At 64.6% G+C, this 19996-nt stretch carries 16 protein-coding genes; 1 reads left to right on the forward strand and 15 read right to left on the reverse strand.

The features are described from left to right. Positions 1 to 19: 19 nt before the first annotated feature. The 13 genes from MMG94_RS10435 to msrB all read right to left on the reverse strand — a co-directional run bounded on the left by MMG94_RS10435 (position 20) and on the right by msrB (position 16922). On the reverse strand, positions 20 to 1402 hold the full coding sequence (locus MMG94_RS10435) for an MFS transporter (protein ID WP_016922072.1): 1383 nt from the start codon (positions 1400 to 1402) through the stop codon (positions 20 to 22). A 53-nt stretch (positions 1403 to 1455) separates the two neighbouring features. After that, a complete protein-coding gene (locus MMG94_RS10440) occupies positions 1456 to 2307 on the reverse strand; it encodes an NADPH-dependent oxidoreductase (RefSeq protein WP_016922073.1) in 852 nt (283 codons plus the stop codon). A 135-nt stretch (positions 2308 to 2442) separates the two neighbouring features. Further along, positions 2443 to 3807, reverse strand: coding sequence for a glycerate kinase type-2 family protein (locus MMG94_RS10445; protein WP_016922074.1), 1365 nt, complete (start codon positions 3805 to 3807; stop codon positions 2443 to 2445). A gap of 161 nt (positions 3808 to 3968) precedes the next feature. After that, a complete protein-coding gene (locus MMG94_RS10450) occupies positions 3969 to 4943 on the reverse strand; it encodes an HpcH/HpaI aldolase/citrate lyase family protein (RefSeq protein ID WP_016922075.1) in 975 nt (324 codons plus the stop codon). Positions 4944 to 5024: 81 nt separating this feature from the next. Beyond that, positions 5025 to 7772, reverse strand: coding sequence for a phosphoenolpyruvate carboxylase (locus MMG94_RS10455; protein WP_016922076.1), 2748 nt, complete (start codon positions 7770 to 7772; stop codon positions 5025 to 5027). 134 nt (positions 7773 to 7906) lie between these two features. Further along, complete coding sequence (gene sucD, locus MMG94_RS10460) at positions 7907 to 8794, reverse strand: succinate--CoA ligase subunit alpha (protein ID WP_016922077.1); 888 nt, start codon at positions 8792 to 8794, stop codon at positions 7907 to 7909. 18 nt (positions 8795 to 8812) lie between these two features. Then, on the reverse strand, positions 8813 to 9985 hold the full coding sequence (locus MMG94_RS10465) for a malate--CoA ligase subunit beta (protein ID WP_016922078.1): 1173 nt from the start codon (positions 9983 to 9985) through the stop codon (positions 8813 to 8815). A 163-nt stretch (positions 9986 to 10148) separates the two neighbouring features. Next, the gene (fchA, locus tag MMG94_RS10470) at positions 10149 to 10778 is read right to left on the reverse strand and encodes a methenyltetrahydrofolate cyclohydrolase (RefSeq protein ID WP_016922079.1); all 630 of its coding nucleotides are present in this window, start codon (positions 10776 to 10778) and stop codon (positions 10149 to 10151) included. 1 nt (position 10779) lies between these two features. Next, a complete protein-coding gene (locus MMG94_RS10475) occupies positions 10780 to 11640 on the reverse strand; it encodes an NADP-dependent methylenetetrahydromethanopterin/methylenetetrahydrofolate dehydrogenase (protein WP_154419849.1) in 861 nt (286 codons plus the stop codon). A gap of 137 nt (positions 11641 to 11777) precedes the next feature. Continuing rightward, entirely contained in the window at positions 11778 to 12719 is a 942-nt protein-coding gene (locus MMG94_RS10480) for a D-2-hydroxyacid dehydrogenase (protein WP_016921635.1), read from the reverse strand. Positions 12720 to 12841: 122 nt separating this feature from the next. Then, positions 12842 to 14035, reverse strand: coding sequence for an aminotransferase class V-fold PLP-dependent enzyme (locus tag MMG94_RS10485; RefSeq protein ID WP_016921634.1), 1194 nt, complete (start codon positions 14033 to 14035; stop codon positions 12842 to 12844). Between the two features lie 89 nt (positions 14036 to 14124). After that, entirely contained in the window at positions 14125 to 15861 is a 1737-nt protein-coding gene (locus tag MMG94_RS10490) for a formate--tetrahydrofolate ligase (RefSeq protein WP_016921633.1), read from the reverse strand. 644 nt (positions 15862 to 16505) lie between these two features. Next, positions 16506 to 16922 carry a peptide-methionine (R)-S-oxide reductase MsrB gene (gene msrB, locus MMG94_RS10495; protein ID WP_026016502.1) on the reverse strand — a complete coding sequence of 139 codons (417 nt, stop codon included), beginning with the start codon at positions 16920 to 16922 and terminating at the stop codon, positions 16506 to 16508. A gap of 125 nt (positions 16923 to 17047) precedes the next feature. On the opposite strand from msrB, the gene MMG94_RS10500 reads away from it, so the two are divergent. After that, positions 17048 to 18622, forward strand: a complete 1575-nt coding sequence (locus tag MMG94_RS10500) for a phytoene desaturase family protein (RefSeq protein ID WP_016921631.1) — start codon at positions 17048 to 17050, stop codon at positions 18620 to 18622. Between the two features lie 2 nt (positions 18623 to 18624). On the opposite strand, the gene MMG94_RS10505 is transcribed toward MMG94_RS10500, so the two are convergent. Then, on the reverse strand, positions 18625 to 19023 hold the full coding sequence (locus tag MMG94_RS10505; RefSeq protein ID WP_016921630.1) for an META domain-containing protein: 399 nt from the start codon (positions 19021 to 19023) through the stop codon (positions 18625 to 18627). Between the two features lie 71 nt (positions 19024 to 19094). Continuing rightward, positions 19095 to 19811 carry an aquaporin Z gene (gene aqpZ / locus MMG94_RS10510; protein WP_026016501.1) on the reverse strand — a complete coding sequence of 239 codons (717 nt, stop codon included), beginning with the start codon at positions 19809 to 19811 and terminating at the stop codon, positions 19095 to 19097. Positions 19812 to 19996 lie beyond the last annotated feature (185 nt).

A 19996-nucleotide genomic window follows, 5' to 3' on the forward strand; every position in this document is an offset into this window, starting at 1 on the left:
ATTATCAGCCGCAACGATATCAGCGGCGGGGTACGCCCCGCCTCAAACGCAAAATCAAAATCGCCGTCAATAACGGTCCCGCCGCCAGAGCGAGCAGCGCGTCCGAAAATTCCCCCGTCGCGCCTTTGATCAAGCCAACGAGCCAGGGTCCTGCGAGCCCCGAGAGATTGCCGATGGAGTTGATGACGGCGACGCCGACCACCGCCTCCGTGGGACCAAGCGCCAGCGTGCAGAAGCTCCAGAAGGTCGGCAGCGCGGCGACGGAGCCCATGGCGGCGAGGGTCAGCGCGGCCATCGCCAGCCAATGCGACGGCGCATAGGCGGCGCATGCGAGGCCGACGCTGCCGAGAATCGTGACGACGGCCGTGTGATAAACCGTCTCATTATTGCGGTCGGAGCTCCTGCTCCACAGCCACATGGCGAGCGCGCCGCAGCCATAGGGAATCGCCGCGAGAAAGCCCGTCGCCAGAATCGAGGCGCCGAAGCCCTTGATGATCTGCGGCAGCCAGAAGGACAGCCCGTAGAGCGCCATCACCACGCCGAAATAGGCGACGCCGAGAATGAGGATGCGCGGGTCCGTCAGCGCGCGCCAGTGATCGCCATCCTGCGGCGGCGCTTCGCGCGCCAGCGTCGTTTCGATCCAGTCGCGTTCGGCGGGCTCGAGCCATTTAGCCTCAGTGGGGCGATCGGGGAGATAATAGAAGCAGACGACGCCGAGCATGATCGAAGGGAGCGCTTCGAGAAAATAAAGCCAGCGCCAGCCGGCGACGCCCGCGACGCCGTCCATGGTGGAAAGAATGACGCCGGAGATGGGGGAGCCGATGGCGCTGCCGAGCGGAACCGCAATGAGGAAGCCGGCGAGAATGCGCGCGCGCTGCGCGGCCGGAATCCAGTAAGTGAGATAGAGGATGACGCCCGGCGCAAAGCCCGCCTCCGCCGCGCCAAGGAGAAAGCGCAGAACGACGAAGCTCTCCTCGCTCCAGACGCAGGCGGTGATCGCGGCGACGACGCCCCAGCTCGCCATGATGCGCGCCATCCAGAGCCGCGCGCCGATCCGGTGCATGACGTAATTGCTCGGCGCCTCGAAGAGGCAATAGCCGATGAAGAACACGCCCGCCGCCCAGCCGTAGAATTCCGGCGTGAAGCCGAGCTCCCTGTTCATGGCGAGCGCGGCGAAGCCGACATTCACGCGGTCGAGATAAGCGACGAAAAAACCCGCGACGAGAAGCGGAATGAGCCGCCAGGCGATTTTGTTGACGACCGCGTCGCCGTCGATATCCTCAATGGGCTTGTCGAGCGTTATCGTCACTTGCGGAAGCGCCTTTTGCTGGAGCGCATGTCGTCTTGGCGCAACCGCCGTCATTGCGAGGAGCGCAGCGACGAAGCAATCTGGCGAAGCCATCTACGCTCTGGATTGCTTCGCTTCGCTCGCAATGACGAGGAACGGCCCTGGCCTCAACGCAGCTCGAAGCCCAGCGCCTTCAGCGCCTCGCGCAAGCGGTCGCGTCCGCTCATGGCGTCGGTCCCGCGCACGCGAGACAGCACCTGGCGGATCCAGCCCTGCTCGGGCAGGCCCTGCTCCTTCTGGAAGTCCTTGAACGTCACGTCGAGCGTTTCAATCGCTTCGCGCTGCGCGTCGTCCCAATGATATTGCTCGCGATGCAGCACGGCGCGCTGGCCGAGGCGCGGCTTGACGCCGGCATTGGCGGCGGGATCGGGCGCGCCGATGGTCATGCCGAAAACGGCGAAGACGTTGGGCGGCAGGTTCAGCTCCTTCGCCACTTCCTCCGGCTTGTTGCGCATGGCGCCGATATAGCAGCAGCCGAGCCCGAGCGATTCCAGCGCGGTGACCGCGTTCTGCGCCGCAAGCGCGGCGTCGACCACGCCAGTCATGAAGATTTCAAGATAGGGAAGCGCGGCCGCGTCGCGGCCCTTTTCCTTGCCGAGCAATTCGAGGCGGGCGAGATCGCACAGCCAGACGAGGAGCAGCTTACAATCGCGAATATGCTTCTGGCCGCCGGCGAGATCGGCGAGGCGGTTCTTGCGGTCCTCATCCTCGACCGCGACGACGCTCCAGACCTGGAGATTGGAGGAGGTCGAGGCCGATTGCGCGGCGGCGACGATCGTCTCCAGCGCGCCTTGCGGCAAGGGTTGATCGAGATAATTGCGATGCGAGCGATGCGCGAGGATGAGATCGAGCGTGTCGTTCCAGATCGCGGGCTTGGGCGAATCCTCGCGGCGGTAGCGCTCGAACATGGCGGCGGCGCCGCGCGCGTCAAAAATCTCGGGGCTCACGGGCTTGTTCATCGGGCTTCCAGTATCGTGTCGGCGAGGCCGTACAAAACGACGCCGGGCGCGAAGCCCGGCGCGTGTCCCGATCAATCTAGCAAGCCGCGCGCGCAGCTCCAAGAAGCTTGCGGCGCCGCAGCAAAGCGGGGCGCGTCACTTGCCCAGACCGAGCCAGCGCAGCACTTGGCCGCCAAGCCCGTCGTTCTTATCCACAGGCGCCGTGGCGCGCGGCTCGTCGGCCCTGGCGCGGCGCGGCACGAGGATGGCGCGGAAGTCGTTGACGTTGGTCCGCGTCGGACCGGTCACGACAAGATCGCCCAGCGCCTCGAAGGCGGTGAAGGCGTCGTTATTGGCGAAGAGCGCCTTGAGATCGACGCCCTTCGCCTGCGCGCGGGCGAAGCTGTCGGCGGTCATGACGGCGCCGGCATTGGTCTCGACGCCGTCAATGCCGTCGGTGTCGCAGGCGATGGCCGAAATGTCGCCGAAGCCTTCGAGCGCCAGCGTGAAGCCGAGCAGAAACTCCGCGTCGCGGCCGCCCTTGCCGTCGCCGCGCACGGTGACGGTCGTCTCGCCGCCGGAGATGATGGCGACCGGCGGCTCGAAGGGCTGGCCGTGAAGGGCGATCTGCTTCGCTATGCCCGCGTGGACGAGCGCCACGTCGCGCGACTCGCCTTCGAGATCGCCGAGAATGCAGGGCGTGAAGCCCGCTTCGCGCGCCACCGCGGCGGCGGCGTCGAGCGAACCCTGCGGCGTCGCGATGAGAATATTCTCGACGCGCTCGAAAATCCTGTCGCCGGGCTTGGGCGTTTCGCAGGCGTCGCTGGACAAATGCCGGATCACCGCTTCGGGCGCGCTGATGCCATATTTGGCGATGACCGCGAGCGCGTCGTGGCGCGTGGTCCGGTCGGGCACGGTCGGGCCGGAGGCGATGACGGAGAGGTCGTCATTCGGCACGTCGGAAATCATCAGAGCGACGACGCGCGCCGGCGCGGCGGCGCGGGCGAGACGGCCGCCCTTGATCGCCGAGAGATGCTTGCGCACGCAATTCATCTCGGAAATATTCGCGCCGCTTTTCAGAAGCGCCTTGTTGACGGCCTGCTTCTCTTCGAGCGTCACGCCCTCGGCCGGGAGCGCCATCAGCGCCGAGCCGCCGCCGGAGATGAGCGCGAGGACGAGATCGTCCTCGCTGAGGCCCTGCACTTTTTCGAGAATGCGCTTCGCCGCCTCGCGGCCGGCGGCGTCGGGAACAGGATGCGAGGCCTCGATCACCTCGATCTGCGACGTCTGCGCGCCATGCTCGTAACGGGTGACGACGAGACCTTCGAGGAGGCCGCCCTTCCAGCTCGCCTCGACCGCCGCCGCCATGGAGGCGGCCGCCTTGCCGGCGCCGATGACGATCGTGCGGCCCTTGGGCGGCGCGATCTTCTCGAGATGCTGCGGCAGGCAGACGGAAGGATGCGCGGCGCCCACGGCGGCGTCGAACATGGCGCGGAGAAGCTGGCGGGGATCGGCGGGCATGAATCGGTCCGAAATTGTAAAAATTTGGGCGATCCCCTCTCCCGCTTGCGGGAGAGGGTGGCCCCCGCGTCAGCGGGGGTCGGGTGAGGGCCCTCATCCGTCACGCCTTCGGCGCGACGCCTTCTCCCGCAAGCGGGAAATGGGGGGGGCGCTTACGGTTCTTACGCTTCGGCCATCGCATTGGCCTTCTCGATCAGCGCTTCGGCCATGCGGATCGAAGCGATATCGATGAGGCGGCCGTCGAGCGACACGGCGCCCTTGCCGGCCTTGGCGGCTTCTTCCATCGCCGCCAGAATGCGCTTGGCCTTGGTGACTTCCGCCTCGGAGGGCGTGAACACCTGGTTGGCGAGTTCGATCTGCGAGGGATGGATCGCCCACTTGCCTTCATAGCCGAGAACGGCGGCGCGCTTGGCGGCGGCGATATAGCCTTCCGGATCGTTGAAGTCGCCGAACGGACCGTCGATCGGACGCAGGCCATAGGCGCGGCAGGCGACCATCATGCGGGTCTGGGCGGCGTGCCACTGATCCATCCAGAAATATTCGCGATTGCCGTCCTTATCCTTGTCGGACAGCACGCCGTAATCCGGATTCACGCCGCCAATGACGGTGGTGCGGGCGCGGGTCGAGGCGGCGTAGTCGGCGACGCCGAATGACATGGCCTCGAGGCGCTTGGAGGACTGCGCGATGGCTTCGACATTGGCCATGCCGAGCGCGGTCTCGATCAGGATTTCGATGCCGATCTTCTTGGTGCGCTTCTTGTACTGCTCGATCTGCGTGATGAGCATGTCGATGGCGTAGACGTCCTGCGGCACGCCGACCTTCGGAATCAGCACGACGTCGAGACGCGGGCAGTTCTCGAGAACGTCGACGACGTCGCGATAGCAGTAATGCGTGTCGAGGCCGTTGATGCGCAGCGTCATCACCTTCTTGCCCCAATCGACGTCGTTGAGGCCCTGAATGATGTTCTTGCGCGCCTGCTCCTTGTCGTCCGGCGCGACGGCGTCTTCGAGGTCGAGGAAGATCTGGTCGGCCTTGGACTGGGCGGCCTTCTCGAACATGCCCGGCGCGGAGCCCGGCACGGCCAGCTCGGAGCGGTGCAGACGCGGCGTGGCCTGCTCGATCAACGTAAAGCTCATAGCAATTCCCCTTCCTTCTTCTCAGGTTTGTAAGCGCTCCCCGCCGAAATGAACGGAACCCGGAAGCGCGCCAGGATGCACTTAGCCAGTGGCCCCGAGGCCTGCGGCGATGCAACTGATGGAGATGAGCAGAGGCACCTTCACGTCCTCCTTCTCCTGTTCGTCCTGCGCCGAACGGAAACGGCGCAGCAATTCGACCTGCTCGCGATTGACCTCGTTGATGACCGGCAGGCGGTGGGTCAAGCGCGCCTCATATTCCTTGAAGCGCTCGGTGAGCATGCGGTCGCCTGTCACGCGCAGCACCATGTCGTGCGTCAGACGCCACTCGTCTTCGATGAGCTTGTAGATTTTCTCGCGCACGGCTTCGTCGGCGACGAGGCTGGCATATTGCTTCGCGATCGCGAGATCGACGGTTGCGAGCGTCTTCTCGACCTCGTCCATGATGAGGCGGAAGAGTCGCGAATCCTCGAACATCCAGCGAAGCAATTCGAGCCCGCGATCGCCGCGCGCCTCCAGAAAAGCCTTGAGGCCGGAGCCGACGCCATACCAGCCGGTGATGGAGTGGCGGTTCTGCGCCCAGGCGAAGACCCACGGAATCGCGCGCAGATCGGCGAGGCTCTTGGCCCCGAAGCGGCGCGCCGGGCGCGAGCCAATATTGAGAAGCGAAATCTCCTCGAGCGGACTCGCGGCCTGGAAATAGGTCACGAGATCGGGGTCGCTCACGAGCCGCTCATAGACGGCGAAGGACGCGAAGGAGATTTCCTCCAGCGCCTCGTCGAAATCCTTGCGCGGCACCAGCGCGTCCTCGCGCTCCGACTTCAGCGCATGCGCGAAGACGGAGGAGGCGAGCAGCTCCATCTGATAGCCCGCCGTGCCGCGATTGGCGTATTTGAAGGAGACGACCTCGCCCTGCTCCGTGACGCGGAAGCGCCCGCGGATCGAGCCCGCCGGCTGCGCCGCGATGGCGTGGCCCGTCGGCGCGCCGCCGCGCGACACGGAGCCGCCGCGGCCGTGGAAGAAGGCGATGGCGATGTCCATCTCCTGCCCGACTTCGGTGAGACGCGCCTGCGCCTTGAACAGCTCCCAGTTCGACGAGAGGAAGCCGCCGTCCTTGTTGGAGTCGGAATAGCCGATCATCACTTCCTGCAGATCGCCCTGCGCATGGGTGCTGCGGCGGACGACCGGGATTTGCAGCAGGTCGCGCATGATAGCCGGCGCATCCTGCAGATCGCCGATCGTCTCGAAAAGCGGCACGATCGGCAGCGTGACATGATCGACGCCAGCGGCGTCGGAGAAGAGGCCGGCCTCCTTGGCGAGGAGATAGACGCCGATGACGTCATTGGCCGAGGACGTCATCGACAGAATGAAACTGCCGAAGGCCTCGCGGTCGAGACGCGCGCGCATATCGGCGACGACCTCGAACATTTCGATGACGTCGCGCGTGTCCGCCGAAAGCGCATCGCGCGGGATCGGCGCGCCGCGCGGCGTCTCCAGTTCTTTCAGCAGCCAGGCGCGCCAGTCTTCGGACGTCGTTTCCGGCGGCGTCTCTCCGCCCGTCTTCTTGCGCCAGATTTCATGCAGCGCGGATGTGGTGCGCGTCGTGTTCTGGCGAATGTCGAGGCGCACGGTGCTGAAGCGGAAAATTTCCACCGCGCGGCGCAGCGGGCGCACGAGATCGGTCGCGAGCGCCTCGCTCTTGGCTTCGGCCAGGACGAATTCGAGCAGGAGCAGATCGCCGATGAGCTTGTCGGCGCTGGTGTAGCGCGGGCCGGAGGTCGGCTCGTCATTCGTCGCGGCGAGCGTATTGTCGATCTTGCGCAGGATCGTCGTGACGAACTGACGATAGGGCTCGTTGAAATTGCGCTGCGCGATCGCGGCGCCGTCATGCAGCTCGGCGAGACGGCGGTTGAGCTCTTCCTTGAAGGCTGGCGGGACGATGGCGGCGCGCTCGCTGATCGACAGCATGCGCACGAGATCGACGACGCGGTTGCGATAATAATTCAGGCTCGCGGTCGCGTTCTGCTTCATCGTGCGGCGCGTCACCTCATTGGTGACGAAGGGATTGCCGTCGCGGTCGCCGCCGATCCAGGAGCCGAACTGGAAAAAGGGCGTGACCTCGAATTTCTCTTGCGGATAATGACGCTTCAGCGCGCGCTCGAAAGAAGACAACATTTCCGGCGCGAGGTCGAAAATGCTCTCCTGGAAGAAATGCTGCCCCCAAGCGACTTCATGCTCGACGGTCGGCTTTTCGAGATGCAATTCGCCGGTGAGCCACAGAAGCTCGACCTGGTCATAGACCGATTTCACCAGCGCCTCGCGCTCGCGGTCGGTCCAGCGAGTGGATTCGAGTTCGCGCATCAGCAGATAGATGCGGCGATATTTCTCGAGGATCGAAACGCGCTTGGCTTCCGTCGGATGCGCGGTGATGACCGGGCGGATGCGAAGCGTATGCAATTGCGCATGGACTTCCGACGCCGGCACGCCGGCGTTCGCGGCGCTGGAGAGCACATAGTCGAAAGTGCCGAGCAGCTTGTCATGGCCCTTCTCGCGCTCGATGCGGCGACGGCGGCGCATGGCGTAGGCCTGCTCGGCGATCGAAACGAGTTGGAAGAGAATGCCCTGCGCCTGCAGCGCCCGCGCCATCTGCCGGGGCGCGAGGCCCGCGCCGGCCTTGCTGTCCCGCACGACCGCCTCGATCTCCGGCATGTGGCGGCGGATGACCGCGAGCAGTTGCTCACGCAGGAAGGCCGACGCCTCGGTCACAGAACGCGTCGCGAAAGCGGAGGGCATGGCCATCGCGGATCTCGTGTTCTGTGTCTCGGCGGTCATGAGGACTCCCTGCGCGTGCGAGAACGCCTTGCCGGCGGTGGATGGTCGGCGCCGATGAAAACCGGCGCAAACCCTTCATGAGAGGACGGCCGCGCAAACCTTCGCGATGGCGCGAAGGCTCGCTCTTCGGCGCGTCAGGCGCGCTTGAGCACTTTCGCGACGGTCGTGCCGAATTCCGCCGGATTGGGCGCGACGGCAAGGCCGTAGGACTTCATGATCTCGGTCTTTTCGGCGGCGCTGTCGCCGGCCGCGGAGATGATCGCGCCGGCATGTCCCATGCGGCGGCCCTTGGGGGCCGTCATGCCGGCGACGAAGCCGATGACGGGCTTGGAGAAGTTCTCCTTGATCCAGGCCGAGGCCTCGGCCTCCTGCGGACCGCCGATCTCGCCGATGATCAGCACGGCTTCCGTCTCGGGGTCCTTGTCGAAGAGGACGAGGTGATCGAGGAAGGACGAGCCGTTGATCGGATCGCCGCCAATGCCGACCGAGGTCGAGATGCCGAGGCCGACTTCCTTCAACTGCGACGCCGCTTCGTAGCCGAGCGTGCCGGAGCGCGAGATCAGGCCGACCTTGCCCTGGCTGTAGATATGGCCGGGCATGATGCCGAGCATGGCCTTGCCGGGCGAGATGATGCCGGCGCAGTTCGGACCGACCAGCATCGGGCGGCGATCCTTGGGGAAGCGCAGGAAATAACGCTTCACCTTCATCATGTCCTGCGCAGGAATGCCGTCGGTGATCGAGCAGATCAGGCGGATGCCGGCGTCCGCCGCCTCCATGATCGCGTCGGCGCAGAAGGCCGGCGCGACGAAGGTGATGGAGGCTTGCGCGCCCGTCGCCTTCACCGCTTCCTTCACGGTGTTGAACACCGGCACGCCGTGATGGACCTTGCCGCCCTTGCCCGGCGTGACGCCCGCCACGACATTGCTGCCGTAGTCGATCATCTCCCTGGCGTGGAAACTGCCCTTGTCGCCGGTGATGCCCTGAATGAGGATCGGGGTCTTTTCGTCGATGAGAATGCTCATGATGTCCTTCCCCGGCGCTTACTTCACGCTCTGCCAGGCGGCGACGGCCTTTTGCGCGGCTTCCGCCAGCGTATCGGCCTGGATGATCGGAATGCCGCTCTCTGCGATGATCTTCTTGCCGGCTTCGACATTCGTTCCGGCGAGGCGGACGACGAGCGGCACGCCCTCGATGCGCTCGGCGCGCACCGCGTCGACGACGCCCTGCGCAACCCAGTCGCAGCGATTGATGCCCGCGAAGATGTTGACGAGCACGACTTTCACGCGGCGGTCGGAGAGCACCAGACGGAAGGCGTTGGCCACGCGCTCCGGCGACGCGCCGCCGCCGACGTCGAGGAAGTTCGCCGGATTGCCGCCGGCGTGCTTGATCATGTCCATCGTCGCCATGGCGAGGCCGGCGCCGTTGACGATGCAGCCGATCTCGCCGTCGAGGCCGATATAGTTCAGGCTGTGCTCATGCGCCTGCGCCTCGCGCGGATCGCTCTGCGAGGGATCGTTCATGTCGACAATGTTGCGGCGGCGGAACAGCGCATTGTCGTCGAAGGACATCTTCGCGTCGAGCGCGAGAACCTTGTCGTCCTTGGTGATGACGAGCGGATTGATCTCGAGCATGGTCGCGTCATTGTCGCGGAAGGCGCGATAGGCGCCCATGATCGTCTGCACCGCGCGCGAGACCTGCTTGAGATTGAGGCCGAGCTGAAAAGCGAGTTCGCGCGCCTGGAACTGCTGGAGGCCGACCGCCGGCTCGACGATCACCTGAAGCAGCTCGTCCGGCGCCGTGCGGGCGATTTCCTCGATGTCCATGCCGCCATGTTTGGAGGCGATGACGCGCACGCGCTCCAACTTACGGTCGAGAACGTAACCGAGATAGATTTCGCGCTCGAAGGGATCGGCGACCTCGACATAGACGCGCTGCACCGGCTTGCCTTCCGGTCCGGTCTGCGACGTCACGAGGCGCTTGCCGAGAAGGTCGCGCGCCGCCTGCTGCACTTCATGATAGGTGCGGCACAGCTTGACGCCGCCGGCCTTGCCGCGCGCGCCCGCATGAATTTGCGCCTTCACGACCCAATGGGAGCCGCCGAGCTCGGTCGCGGCGTAGACCGCCTGATCCGGGCTGAAAGCCACGGTGCCGGGCGGAATCGCGACGCCATGGGCCGCCAGAATTTCCTTGGCTTGATACTCGTGGACGTCCATCGGTTTCTCCCTCGCGGTTCTTCGCGTTTATTGGGCGGCCGGCGCGCGAGGCGTCAGCCGCCGATCTCGAGGCTGGCGAGTCGTTTCGACCAAGGCGTGGACCCCCTCCCTAATCCTCCCCCTGGAAGGGGAAGGACCGGGGGTAGGGATCCTACGCTCGCCACTAGCCGATCTTTCCGCGCACCACATCATAGACCGCTTCCGTCTCGGCCGCCGCCTTGGCGAGAAGCGCGTTGACCTCGGCGAGTTGCTTCTCGGCGAAATCGCGATCCTTGATCGACTTGGCGTTGATGAAGACGTTGAGGGCGCAGGAACGTAGGCCGGCATTGGCCGCGAGCACCGCGACGCCCGCGTCGCTGATGACGCCCAGATTGCCCTTGTCGGCGGCTTCCCTGGAGAGCGCGATCACCTCGTAGCAGACCTTGCAGGTGGCGAGCGGCGCAAGCGTCGCGGCCTTCAGCGCTTCCTGAATCGCGGCGGTGCGCGCGGCCTTCTCTTCGTCCGTGGCTTTGGGCAGGCCGTAGGCGCCCATCAGCGTGTTGAAGGCGACGACGTCCTCGTCGATGCCCCGGGTCAGCTTTTCGCGCAGCTCTTCGGCGCGGGCGAGGGTCTTTTTGAGATCCTCGGAGACGGCCTCGTAGTTCTTCTTGCCGATCGTCAGATTGCAGACCATCGACACAAGCGCGGCGCCCATGGCGCCCGAGAGCGCGGCCGCGCCGCCGCCGCCGGGAGTCGGCGCGCTGCTCGCCAACTCGTCGAGGAATTTGCCGATCGTTTCCGTCTTCGCGCTCATATCAGGCCAGCTCTTTCGCAAGGGCGTAAATGTTTTCGCAATCGAACACCTTGTCGGCGCTCTCGAAGAGCTTGCCGACGCATTCGCGGTGCAGCTTCAGTTTTAGGCCGCCGAGACCAAGGGCCCCGATCACGATCTTGCCGTGGCGCTCCTTGGCCTTGTCGATCGCCTCGACGCCGGCGATGCCGAGCGGCGGCTGGGCGTTGCAATCGGCGATGAGCTCGACGGTCGGATTGTCCTTCCAATCGCTTTCCGCGAGCAGCTCGACGCCGATCGCGCCGGCGCCGAAGACGACCTGCGCGCCCTTGATCGCCTCGGCGCGGGCGGCGTTGTCCTTGGCTTCGACAGCCTTCGGCGTGAAGCCGAAACGCTCGGAAATAGCCTTGGCGGCGGCGTCGGCGCGCGCCTGCTCGCGCGAGGTGATGGCGACCTCGGCGCCTTCGATGTTCAGCATGGCGGCGGCGCGCATCCCGACGGGGCCCGTGCCGGCGAGAACGACGGCCTTCTTGCCCTTGAGATCGCCCGCCTTGGCGAGCAGCGCGACGCCCGCTGCGGCCGTGGTGTTCGAACCGTTCGAGTCGAGCATCACGGAAACGCGGAAGTTGGAGAAGAAGCGCTTTTTCACCGCCTTGAACACGGCCTCGCCCGCGACCATGGAGCCGCCGCCGACGAAGATCGCCGTGAACTGCTTCTCTTTGGGACCGCGCGTATAGATGCAGCCGTCGACCAGAGCGCCGACATTCTTCGTATCGACGCCGCCATAGCCGATGATGTGATCGGCGCCGCCGTCATAGCCGACGACCGTGTCGAAGACGCTGGCGACGGGATCGGTGTCGAAAAGGAAAAGAAGCTTCTTGGTCATATGCGTCTCGTTCGTTGGCGGACGTCTCGCCGCTTCCCCGTCATTGCGAGGAGCGAAGCGACGAAGCAATCCAGCGAGGTGGTTGCGGCTCTGGATTGCTTCGCTTCGCTCGCAATGACGGAACCTTTGTTCATGCCTTACGCCGTCACGACGTTGCGCGGCTCGCCCGCGACAAAGGCGTCGATATTATCGACCAGCTGATCCGAGAGAACCTGCATCGCCTCCTTCGACGCCCAGGCGACGTGGGGGGTGATGATGAGGTTCGGGATCGTCGGATCGAGCAGAATATTGCCGTTCTTTGGCGGCTCGACGGTGAGCACGTCGAGGGCCGCGCCGGCGATCACGCCCTTGCGCAGGGCGTCGGCAAGAGCTTCCTCGTCAATGATGCCGCCGCGCGCCGTGTTGATGATGCTGGCGGTCTTCTTCATCGACGCGAGCTCCTTCGCGCCGATCATGTCCTTCGTCGCCGGCGTCAGCGGAATGTTCAGCGTGATGACGTCCGACTCGCGCAGGATGGTCGCGACGTCGACCTTGCCGGGGATGTCCGTGATGTCGTTGACGAGCACCTTCATGCCCAGCGCCTCGGCGCGGGTCTGAACCTGCTTGCCGAGCGCGCCATAGCCGATGATGCCGAGCGTCGAGCCGGCGATGTCATAGATCGGATAGTCGAAATAGCAGAACTGGTTGGCGTAGCCCCACCGGCCGCGGCGCACGCTGTCGACGTAATTCACGAGATTGCGGCGCAGCGCGAAGAGCAGCGCAAAGACATGCTCGGGCAGCGTGTTGTAGGCGTAGTTGCGGATATTCGAGACCGTGACGCCATTGGCCGTGGTGTAGGCCTTGTCGATCACGTCCGTGCCCGTTGCGGCGACGGCGATCAGCTTCAGCTTTGGAAGCTGCTTCAGCACCGGCTCGCGCAGCGGAACCTTGTTGGTGATGATGATGTCGGCGTCCTTGGCGCGCTCGACGATCTGATCGACCGAGGTCTGGGCGTATTCCGTATATTCGTGCGGGAAGTTGGGTGCGCGCACATTGGCGTCGAGCGTTTCGCGGTCGAGAAAGACGATCTTGTGCGACATGATGATGAAGCTCCCCGAAACATTTTTCTGAGTTGGGGAGCGAGTAGCGAATGGCGAATAGCGAATAGAATTCGCATCTTCCCTTAATCCGCTACTCGCTACTCCCTATTCGCTACTCGCTCTTACATCTTGAGCAGCGGATTGGCGCGGAAGACGGCCTGAGCCGCCGCGACGCCGGAGCCGGCCTCGATCTTGATGCCGTTGTCGAGCATCGCCATTTCCGCGCCGGCGATGGCGCCGAGCAGCATCAGTTCGTTGAGGTCGCCGAGATGGCCGATGCGGAACACCTTGCCGGCGACTTCCGACAGACCGGCGCCGAGGGCGAGATTGTAGCGCTTATAGGCGGTCTCGATGACCTTGACCGCGTCATAGCCTTCCGGAACCACGATGGCGGTGACGGTGTCCGAATTCCACTTCGGCTCCTTGGCGCAGGTCTTGAGACCCCAGGCCGCGACGGCCGCGCGCGTGCCTTCGGCGAGGTGATGATGGCGCTTATAGACCTGATCGAGCCCCTCTTCGAACAGGATCGAGAGCGACTCCTTGAGGCCGTACAGCAGCGGAACCGACGGCGTGTAGGGGAAGTAGCCGTTGGCGTTCTGCGCGATCATGTCCTGGAATTCGAAATAGGCGCGGCGACCCTTGTTGGTCTTGCCCGCGTCGATCGCCTTCGGGCTCGCCGCCATCAGCAGCAGGCCGGCCGGGAGCATGAAGCCCTTCTGCGAGCCGGAGACGATGACGTCCACGCCCCATTCGTCCATCTTGAACTCGAGCGAGGCGACCGAGGACACGCCGTCGACGAAGAGCAGCGCCGGATGCTTGGCGGCGTCGATCGCCTTGCGCACCGCCGCAATGTCCGACGACACGCCCGTGGCGGTCTCGTTATGCGTGGCGAACACGGCCTTGATCTCGTGATTCTTGTCCGCCTTCAGCGTCTCTTCGATCAGCTCCGGATCATTGCCCGTGCCCCACGGACGCTCCTGCTTGATGACTTCGAGACCGAGACGGTTGGCGAGGTCGATCCACAGATGCGAAAACTGGCCGAAGCGCTGGGCGAGAACCTTGTCGCCGGGGGACAGGGTGTTGGTGATCGCCGCTTCCCAGCCGCCGGTGCCGGACGCCGGGAAGATGAAGGCGTGGCCCTTCTCGGTGCCGAAAACTTTCTTGAGGCCCGGGAAGAGCGGCTTCACGAGATCGGGGAAGGTCGGGGAACGATGATCTTCCGACGCGACCGCCATGGCGCGCACGATGCGATCCGGCAGATTGGTCGGGCCCGGCACGAAGAGGAAGTTTCTGCCGGGAACGCGGGAATTCTGCATTTAGAGGCTCCTTGAGCGTATGGTTTTACGGGATTGGCTCGACCGGCGGCGCCAGCCGGACGCCGCGGTTTTCGCGTTGTCGAAGCGGTTTAGAACAGGCCGGCGATGCGGCCGTTCGAATCCACAGCGATATTGTTGGCGGCCGGGACCTTCGGCAGGCCCGGCATCGTCATGATGTCGCCGCAGACGACCACGACGAACTCGGCGCCCGCGGAAAGACGCAGCTCGCGGATCGGAATGACATGGCCCGAGGGCGCGCCCTTGGCGTTCTGATCCGTCGAGAAACTGTATTGCGTCTTGGCGACGCAGACCGGGAATTTCCCGAAGCCTTCCTTCTCCAGCTCCGCGAAGCGGGTCTTGATGCTCGAATCGTAGGAAATGTCCGCGGCGCCGTAGAGCTCCTTGGCGATGGTGCGCACCTTCTCCGCGAGCGGCATGTCGTCCGGATAAAGCGGCTTGAAGTTGGAAGGCTGCGACTCGATCGTGTTGACGACGGCCGTGGCGAGATCCGCCGCGCCGGCGCCGCCGGAGCCCCAATTGTCGGCCACGACGCAATCGACGCCCTCCGACTTGCAGAGCTTGTCGAGCGCTTCCATCTCGGCCGGCGTGTCCGACGAGAATTTATTGATCGACACGAGCACGGGCACGCCGAATTTGCGGACATTGCCGATATGGCGCTTCAGATTCTCGAAGCCCTTCTCGACCGCCGCGACATTCTCCGCCTTCAGATCGTCCTTGGCGACGCCGCCATGCATCTTGAGCGCGCGGATCGTCGCGACGATCACGGTGATGTCGGGCTTGAGGCCGGCCTTGCGGCACTTGATGTCGAAGAATTTCTCCGCGCCGAGATCGGCGCCGAAGCCGGCTTCCGTCACCACATAGTCGGCGAGCTTCAAGCCCGCCTTGGTGGCGATGACCGAGTTGCAGCCATGCGCGATGTTGGCGAAGGGCCCGCCATGGATGATCGCCGGATTGTTCTCGAGCGTCTGCACGAGGTTCGGCGAGATGGCGTCCTTGAGCAGCGCGGCCATGGAGCCGGCGGCCTTCACCTCGGAAGCGCGCACGCTCTTCTTCTCGCGCGTCTGGCCGACGATGATGTTGCCGAGACGCTGCTGAAGATCGGAGAAGTTCGAGGCGAGGCAGAAGATCGCCATCACTTCGGAGGCGACCGTGATGTCGAAGCCGTCCTCGCGGGCGAAGCCGTTCGACACGCCGCCAAGCGACGAGACGATCGAGCGCAAAGCGCGGTCGTTCATGTCGACGACGCGGCGCCAGGAGACGCGGCGCGAGTCGATCGCGGGCTGATTGCCCCAGTAGATGTGATTGTCGATCAGCGCCGCGAGCAGATTGTTCGCCGCGCCGATCGCATGGAAGTCGCCGGTGAAGTGGAGGTTGATGTCCTCCATCGGCACGACCTGGGCGTAACCGCCGCCGGCCGCGCCGCCCTTCACGCCGAAGCAGGGGCCGAGGGACGGCTCGCGCAGGCAGCAAAGCGCCTTCTTACCGATATGATTGAGGCCGTCGGTGAGGCCGACCGTCGTCGTCGTCTTGCCTTCGCCGGCGGGCGTGGGCGTGATCGCCGTGACGAGGATCAGCTTGCCGTTCGGCCTGCTTTCGAGCGAGGCGATGTAATCGAGGGCGATCTTGCCCTTGTAATGGCCGTAGGGCTGCACATATTCGGCCGGAATGCCGAGCTTGTCGCGCGCCACGTCGATGATCGGCCGCATCTTGGCGGCCTGGGAAATCTCGATATCCGATTTGGGCGAAAGGTGCTGATTGTCTTTCCCGCTCGCGCCCGGCGCGGCGGCTGACGTAGTAGACGACATATAGCTCCACTCCCTCTCGAGCCCGTGTCCGCGGACCCTCAAATTTTTTTCAGCCGCTCACGGATAAAGGCGCAATCCGCCCGTTTCGCGTTTCGTGACTGGGCGGGCGGCTCCCGCCCCGCCAACATCAACGATCGTAACAGGCTCGCTTTCGCCCGTTGAGGCCCGGCAGGAGCCCGGCCCCGCCCTCGCGCGCAATGAGCCCGTCGAACGTCGTGATTGTAGCGCTCCGTATGACGGCAATAAAAATTGCCCGTCAAGGAGGCGCGCCGGATTGATCGCGCGACGTTGCAGCGCAGCAATCGCGCCTCTCCCATTCGCCGGAAGAACGGTTCGGCAATCCGGACATATTCGACAAGCCGGGGTGGGCAGCTACCCACAGCCTACCCAAAGAGGCAGGATAGCGAAAAAGGGGTTCAAATGAGTTTTATCAAGGATTCGGCCGTTCATTGAAAAGCGCGTCCGGCCGACATGGTGGGGATAAAAACAGACAATCTGTTCATTTCCGGTCAATGCGCGCCCGCCCGCTCCCATCCTGGATGGGGGTATGGGCGGGATCAATCGCGGAGAAACAGGCCGGAGAAAATTTTTTTTGTCGCAGCGGGCTGTCGCAGCGCGAATCTCTATCGCGCGATTGCCGCAGCTTATCGAACGGACTCCGTCTCGGGAATGAAATTCAGCGCCACGCCGTTGATGCAATAGCGCAGTCCGGTAGGCGGCGGCCCGTCGGGAAAAACATGCCCGAGATGCGAGCCGCATCGGCTGCAATGCACTTCCGACCGCACCATGCCGTAGCTGCGATCGATTGTGGAGCCGAGCGCGCCCGGCAGCGGATCGAAGAAGCTCGGCCAGCCCGTGCCGCTTTCGAATTTATCGCCCGAGCGGAACAGCGGTTGATCGCAGCCCGCGCATTGAAAGACGCCGCGCCGCTTCTCGTGATTGAGGGCGCAGCTTCCCGGGCGCTCCGTTCCATGCCGCCGCATCACGTCATACTGCTCGCGCGTCAGGCGCGCGCGCCACTCTTCGTCCGTGCGCGTAACCGGGAAGATTTCATCCGCCATTGACGCTTCCTCGAATGGGGCGGCGACCTCGCGCCGCGCCATGTTATGTTGGGCCCGACTCAGACTTTGACCAGACCGCATCCGCTCATAAGCGGGCAATTGCACAAAGAGGCGACGACTTCCCGATGAGCGACAAGAAATACGACGCCGTGGTGATCGGCTCCGGATTGGGCGGCCTCACCGCGGGCGCCCTGCTCGCCAACGCCGGCTACAGCGTCTGCCTGCTCGAACGCAATTTCAGCATTGGCGGCGCCGCCTCCGTTTACAAGGTCGGCGATCTTTGGGTCGAGGCCTCGCTCCATCAGACGTCCGACGCGCGCAATCCGCGCGACGTGAAACATCACATTCTGAGCCAGCTCGGCATTCTCGACGAGATCGAGTGGCGACCCACCGGCCCGCTTTACACAGTGAAAGGCGGCCCCGTCGGCGACAGCTTCGCCTTGCCTGTCGGTTTCGAGGCGGCGCATGACGCGCTCGCCGCGCGCTTTCCCGACAAGAACGCGGCGATCAAACGCTTCCTCAGCGAAGTCGAGCAGATTCACGACGCCATGTGGACGATGAAACAGGCGCGCGAGGAAGGCTCGCTCGCCAAATTCTCGCGCGGGCTCTGGGAAGTGCAGCCCGCGGCCGACGGATGGATGAATTCGCTCGACGAGATCTTCACGCGCGACTTCGCTGGCGCGGAGGCGCTGAAATGCGCGCTCGGAGCCAATCTCGTTTATTACGGCGACGATCCGCGCAAGCTCTGGTGGATTTTCTACGCCATCGCGCAGGGCGGCTACATCGCTTCGGGCGGCGCCTATATCAAGGGCGGCTCACGGCAGCTCAGTCTCAAACTCGCCAAATGCATCACCAAAACGGGCGGCGCCGTGCGCATGGGCCGCCTCGTCACGCAGATCGAGACGGACGCCGACGGAAACGCGACAGCCATCCGCCATGTCGCGCGGCGCACGAACGACAATGAAGAGCGCATCGAGGCGCGCGTGGTGATGGCCAATTGCGCGCCCTCCGTCGCGGCGGCGATGATGGACGCGCCCGCCCGCGCCAGGATGGACGACGCCTTTGGCGACCGCCCACTCTCGACCTCGCTCTTCTCGGCGAATTTCGGCTTGAAAGCCAAGCCCTCGACCGTGGGAATGACCGATTTCCTCTCGATCGCCCTGCCCTCGTCCATGGGACGCTTCGACCAATATGGCGACGGCGCCGCGGCGATGGCGGATATGCCCAAAGGCGAGTTGCCGCTGCACGCCATCTCGAATTTCACCGCCGTCGACGCCGGGCTCTGGGACGAGCCGCTGATCCTCTTGAGCGTGCTCGGCCTCGATCGTCTGGACAATTGGAAGGGCGTCCCCAAGGAAGACGCCGTCGCGCGGCGCGAGGCCTGGCTCGACGCGATCCAGGAGCGGCTGGAGAGGGAATATCCCGGCTTCTCCAGCCTCGTGACGTCGCGCATGCTGCTCAACGCCTTTTCGATGTCCAGCTATCTCAACACGCCGGAAGGCGCCGTCTACGGCTTCGCGCCGCTGCCGCCTGAGGCGCCGATCCTGATGGGCTTTCCCCGCACGCCGGCGACGCCGGTCGGCGGGCTCTATCTCGCTTCGGCTTTTGGCGGCGAGCACGGCTTCAACGGCGCCATGCTCTCGGGCGCCGAGGCGGCGCGCCTCGCGGAGCGTCGCCTCGAGGCGAATGGAAAGGAATAGCGCTACTTCGCGCGCTTCAGCGTGACGAGCGCCTCGCCGTCCTCTCCAAGGAAGAGGAGCGTTTCGCCAGACAGCCTGTAGCCGCGCACATTGCGGAGCGCTTCGAGATAAGCGCGCTCGACCTGATCGAGCGGCGGCGGACAGGCCATGCGCGTCGTCGCCATAGGCCCGAAGGTCAGATCCGAACCGGCAATCGTCGGCGCGCCGGCGATGCGGTTGCAGCCGATCGTCGAGGCGAAGCGGCCGTTCGTCGCGAATTCCGCGTGGGTTCGCGCCGCATCCAACCCATCCGCGCCAGCGATCGCCACGACGCGGTAACGGCCCGTCAGCGTCGGGGCGGCGAATGACGCCGGGGCGAGCAGCGATCCGAGCAGAAAAACAGCGGCGGCGAAAAGGCGCATGAGTCCCTCTTCCAAAGAAAACGAGCCCGGCTATGGCGACCGGACCCGTTCGTCGCAAGCAGAAGCAGCGGTTACGCGTCGTCGGCAAGCGCGAAGCGATGGATGAGCCCGCCAATGAGGCCGCCGAGAAGCGGCGCCACCCAGAACAGCCAAAGCTGCTCCAGCGCCCAGCCGCCGACAAAGAGCGCCTGACTGGTCGAGCGCGCCGGATTCACCGAGGCGTTGGTGACCGGGATGTCGACGAGATGGATCAGCGTCAGAGCAAGGCCGATCGCGAGGGGCGCGAAGCCTACCGGCGCGCGGCCTTCCGTCGTTCCGAGGATGACGAGCAGGAAGAAAGTCGTCAGCACGGTCTCGATGAGGAAGCCCGACTGCCACGTATAACCCGCAGGCGAATGATCCTCATAGCCATTGGCCGCGAAGCCGTTGGCCAGCGAGAAATCAATATTGCCCTGCATGATTTTCAACAGCACGAAGGCGGCGAAAGTCGCGCCGAGCACCTGCACGAGCCAATAGGGACCAAGCTCTTTCCATGAGAAGCGGCCGGCCGTCGCGAGGCCGAGCGAAACCGCCGGATTGAAATGCCCCCCTGAAATCGGGCCGAAGGCGTAGGCGCCGGTCAACACGGTGAGGCCGAATGCGAGCGAGACGCCGGTGAAGCCGATGCCGAGCTGCGGAAACCCGGCGGAAATAAGGGCGCTTCCGACGCCGCCGAACACCAGCCAGAACGTGCCAAGAAATTCCGCGAAAAGCTTGCGGCCGAACTCCTTACCAAACCCGTTTTGCATGGAATCGCTCCTACTTTCATCTCCAATCACGCCGACCGCCTCGGCGTCGCCCTCGGCGCGCTTCAAAGAAAGGCCGTAACCCATCCAGCTCGCGCCCGCGAAGATCAGATCGACGCCGAGAAACGTGCCGAGCACCCAGAGGCTGGAATAGGGCCATTTCGCGAGTATGACGCCGCCAAGAAGCA

It is taken from the genome of Methylocystis parvus OBBP, assembly GCF_027571405.1.
GTDB lineage: Bacteria > Pseudomonadota > Alphaproteobacteria > Rhizobiales > Beijerinckiaceae > Methylocystis > Methylocystis parva.

What these genes read in the sequence shown, in the direction of transcription:
- MMG94_RS10485 (WP_016921634.1), bottom strand. Translation starts at nt 14,035, where the DNA reads ATGCAGAATTCCCGCGTTCCCGGCAGAAACTTCCTCTTCGTGCCGGGC.
- fchA (WP_016922079.1), bottom strand. Translation starts at nt 10,778, where the DNA reads ATGAGCGCGAAGACGGAAACGATCGGCAAATTCCTCGACGAGTTGGCG.
- msrB (WP_026016502.1), bottom strand. Translation starts at nt 16,922, where the DNA reads ATGGCGGATGAAATCTTCCCGGTTACGCGCACGGACGAAGAGTGGCGC.
- MMG94_RS10440 (WP_016922073.1), bottom strand. Translation starts at nt 2,307, where the DNA reads ATGAACAAGCCCGTGAGCCCCGAGATTTTTGACGCGCGCGGCGCCGCC.
- MMG94_RS10480 (WP_016921635.1), bottom strand. Translation starts at nt 12,719, where the DNA reads ATGTCGCACAAGATCGTCTTTCTCGACCGCGAAACGCTCGACGCCAAT.
- MMG94_RS10505 (WP_016921630.1), bottom strand. Translation starts at nt 19,023, where the DNA reads ATGCGCCTTTTCGCCGCCGCTGTTTTTCTGCTCGGATCGCTGCTCGCC.
- MMG94_RS10435 (WP_016922072.1), bottom strand. Translation starts at nt 1,402, where the DNA reads ATGGCTTCGCCAGATTGCTTCGTCGCTGCGCTCCTCGCAATGACGGCG.
- MMG94_RS10445 (WP_016922074.1), bottom strand. Translation starts at nt 3,807, where the DNA reads ATGCCCGCCGATCCCCGCCAGCTTCTCCGCGCCATGTTCGACGCCGCC.
- MMG94_RS10490 (WP_016921633.1), bottom strand. Translation starts at nt 15,861, where the DNA reads ATGTCGTCTACTACGTCAGCCGCCGCGCCGGGCGCGAGCGGGAAAGAC.
- MMG94_RS10450 (WP_016922075.1), bottom strand. Translation starts at nt 4,943, where the DNA reads ATGAGCTTTACGTTGATCGAGCAGGCCACGCCGCGTCTGCACCGCTCC.
- sucD (WP_016922077.1), bottom strand. Translation starts at nt 8,794, where the DNA reads ATGAGCATTCTCATCGACGAAAAGACCCCGATCCTCATTCAGGGCATC.
- MMG94_RS10455 (WP_016922076.1), bottom strand. Translation starts at nt 7,772, where the DNA reads ATGACCGCCGAGACACAGAACACGAGATCCGCGATGGCCATGCCCTCC.
- aqpZ (WP_026016501.1), bottom strand. Translation starts at nt 19,811, where the DNA reads ATGCAAAACGGGTTTGGTAAGGAGTTCGGCCGCAAGCTTTTCGCGGAA.
- MMG94_RS10500 (WP_016921631.1), top strand. Translation starts at nt 17,048, where the DNA reads ATGAGCGACAAGAAATACGACGCCGTGGTGATCGGCTCCGGATTGGGC.
- MMG94_RS10475 (WP_154419849.1), bottom strand. Translation starts at nt 11,640, where the DNA reads ATGACCAAGAAGCTTCTTTTCCTTTTCGACACCGATCCCGTCGCCAGC.
- MMG94_RS10465 (WP_016922078.1), bottom strand. Translation starts at nt 9,985, where the DNA reads ATGGACGTCCACGAGTATCAAGCCAAGGAAATTCTGGCGGCCCATGGC.